We start from the raw sequence: 2,984 nt of genomic DNA, 5'->3' as shown, positions 1-2,984 counted from the left end.
CTGATTCTTCATTCAGTCTTTTTCATGCCTCTTCCGACCGGGTGTCTTGGTCTTCCACGGGTTTTTATCTCGACCGTCGATTGACGTTTACCTTCGATCCGTTGTTTCATGCCGGATGCTACTATGTGCAGGAAGCATCTTCCATGTTTGTGGAACAGGTATTAAAGCAATATATCGGCGAAACGCCCTCCGTGATGCTTGACCTTTGCGCTGCTCCCGGCGGAAAGTCCACTCATGCACGCAGTGTATTGCCTGCAGGCAGCCTGCTGGTAGCAAACGAGGTGATCCGTAACCGTTCGCAAATCCTGGCAGAGAATCTGACGAAGTGGGGGCATCCCGGTGTAGTGGTAACCAATAATGATCCGGCCGACTTTTCCTGTTTGGAAGACTTCTTTGATGTCATACTGACTGACGTGCCCTGTTCCGGTGAAGGCATGTTCCGTAAAGATCCCGTTGCCGTCAGCGAGTGGAGTCCGGAGAATGTGGAAATCTGCTGGCAACGTCAGCGACGTATCATCTCTGATATATGGCCCAGTCTGAAACCCGGTGGATTGCTTATCTATAGCACTTGTACGTATAATACGCAGGAAGATGAAGAGAATATCCGCTGGATGCGCGATGAATTTGGGGCAGAGGTACTTCCGGTAGATGCTCCGACAGCGTGGAACATTACCGGAAATTTGCTTTCAGGTGAAGATTTTCCTGTATATCGTTTCCTGCCTCATCGTACAAAGGGTGAAGGCTTTTTCCTTGCCGTGCTTCGTAAGCCGGAAGGAGAGACGGTACAAATCCGTTACAAATCCACCGTTTCCCAAGGAAAGAAGAAGGCTGGTGCTTTAGCGTCTAAAGCTAATGCCGGAGCATCTAAGGAACAATTGTTGGCCGTCCGTGCCTGGCTCCTTTCGGCAGAGGACTATGAGTTTTCTGCAAATGGAATGAATATTGCGGCTTTCCCTAAAGGATATATATCCGGATTATCCGTCCTTCAACAATCTCTTCGTGTCATTCAGGCAGGCGTTACCCTTGCCGAAGTGAAAGGAAAGGACCTGATTCCCAATCATGCCCTTGCTATGAGCACTGTGCAGGCTTCCGATGTTTTTCCTCGTGAAGAAATCTCGTACGAACAGGCTATTGCTTATTTGCGTAAGGAAGCCATTGTACTTCCCGGTACAGCTCCACGCGGTTATGTACTGTTGACGTATAAGGATGTTCCTTTAGGTTTTGTGAAGAATATCGGTAACCGGGCTAATAATCTTTATCCACAGGAGTGGCGCATCCGAAGTGGATACTTGCCGGATGAGATACTGATATTGAAGTCATAGCATTGGGAACGGATTCCGTTCCCATTAAGAGAAACTGTCGTCCTTGTCAGGGGAGAACTGCAAAGACTTAAACTCTGATGAAATACAACACTATTCTTATCCGCAAAATAGCTATAAATCATTTGTTTGACAAACTGCTTGTAATGGAGGTATTAAGATATTGATCAGATATTTGCAAGTAACTGTTCAAAAGAATGATATTCGTTCTTTCCTTTTTTGTGCAGTATTAAGCGGTCGGCGGATAAAACTTGCAGACGCGGCATTTCGTTTGTTTCCGGCGAAGAAGCGGGGTGACAAGCATAGCCATGACGGTTGAGTGCATTCGTTGTCCAGTGCAGCAATACTTCATCATTGGCTTCTACAATGATACAGCGGTGACTATCTACTTTGGGATAATATACCCCGTGCGCATAATCAAACCGGATATCGTTGCGGGAAAACAAGCCGTCCATCCGGTGACTTAGAATCATATCTTCCGTTACTCCACATTGCAGTCCGTTTTCTTTTGAAAGTAACCAAAGTTTATCTGCCAGTACCAATGCCTGCTCTATGTCATGGGTGGAAAGCAGGATCGCCTTCTTTTGTTCCACTGCCAGGCGATGAAGCAAAGTCATAATTTCGATGCGACTCACTACATCCAGGAAAGCTGTCGGTTCATCCAGCAGAATGAGCGGACATTCCTGTACCAATGCTTTGGCAATCATGACCTTCTGTCGTTCCCCATCTGATAGCTCTGCAGTGTAACTGTGGGCTTTATGGCTGATGCTTACAGCTTCCAGAGCCTCTTCAATGATGGAGTGATCCGTTTTGTTCAACCTGCCGAAGAACCCCGTATGAGGTTGCCGTCCCAGGGCTACCAACTCATATACAGTCAGTCCGCCTGCTTGTGTCTTGTCTGTCAGTACTACTCCGATGGTACGTGAACGTTCTTTTTCGGAATAGGCAGACAATGGCTTTTCCTGTACAAATAATTCTCCTGACAAGGTCGGTTGTGAAGCAGCCAAAGTGCGGAGCAGAGTTGATTTACCGGTTCCGTTAGCTCCCAGCAGGCAGGTCAGTTCTCCGGGATAGAGCCGGAAGGAGAGATGTTCATGTATCCGTTTCTCTTGCTTTCCCTGGCGGTAGCCGATGCATAAATCGTTTGCGGTGATAACAGCTTTCTCCATCAGTTGAAGTATTGTATTTTACGTTGGTTGACAATGACATAAATGATAACAGGTGCCCCCAGCACAGGGGTTACCGCATTGAGAGGAATAATACCTGCTTCACCCGGAAGGATGCAGATCAGATTGCAGAGCAAGGCAATCACACCACCCGTCAGCAAGGTGACGGGAAGCAGTGAATTGTGATTGGACGTGCCCAGCATCAGGCGGGAGATATGTGGAACGGCCAAACCGATGAAAGCAACAGGTCCGCAGAAGGCGGTAGTGACGGCTGTCAGTAGTCCGGTGGCAATCAGTAACAGATTTCTTGTGCGACGGATGTTTACTCCTAGGTTTTCAGCATAGCGCGTACCCAGCAGCAAGGCATTCAAGGGTTTGATAAGCAGGATGGAAAGTAACAAACCTGCCAGACAGAAAATGGAGAAATAGGGGAGTTGTTGCAATGAGACACCTCCGAAGTTCCCCATGCCCCATATCATATAAGAATGTACTCCTTCGG

The 2,984-nt window shown here is 47.7% G+C and carries 3 protein-coding genes; 1 reads left to right on the top strand and 2 read right to left on the bottom strand.

Annotated features, from left to right (window positions below; genetic code table 11):
• A partial coding sequence (locus Q1W14_RS21605) for an rRNA cytosine-C5-methyltransferase (protein WP_300704922.1) occupies positions 1–1,322 on the top strand: 1,322 nt, incomplete at its 5' end.
• A gap of 164 nt (positions 1,323–1,486) precedes the next feature.
• On the opposite strand, the gene Q1W14_RS21600 is transcribed toward Q1W14_RS21605, so the two are convergent.
• Both Q1W14_RS21600 and Q1W14_RS21595 read right to left on the bottom strand, forming a co-directional pair.
• Positions 1,487–2,488: an ABC transporter ATP-binding protein gene (locus Q1W14_RS21600; protein WP_300704920.1), complete on the bottom strand. Its 1,002-nt coding sequence runs from the start codon at positions 2,486–2,488 to the stop codon at positions 1,487–1,489.
• A partial coding sequence (locus Q1W14_RS21595; RefSeq protein WP_300704919.1) for an iron chelate uptake ABC transporter family permease subunit occupies positions 2,488–2,984 on the bottom strand: 497 nt, incomplete at its 5' end. The genes Q1W14_RS21600 and Q1W14_RS21595, both read right to left, overlap by 1 nt.

Source organism: Bacteroides sp., from assembly GCF_030151085.1.
Taxonomy (GTDB): Bacteria; Bacteroidota; Bacteroidia; order Bacteroidales; family Bacteroidaceae; genus Bacteroides.
This window is presented reverse-complemented; position numbering and strand designations above follow the sequence as displayed.

What these genes read in the sequence shown, in the direction of transcription:
- Q1W14_RS21600 (WP_300704920.1), bottom strand. Translation starts at nt 2,488, where the DNA reads ATGGAGAAAGCTGTTATCACCGCAAACGATTTATGCATCGGCTACCGC.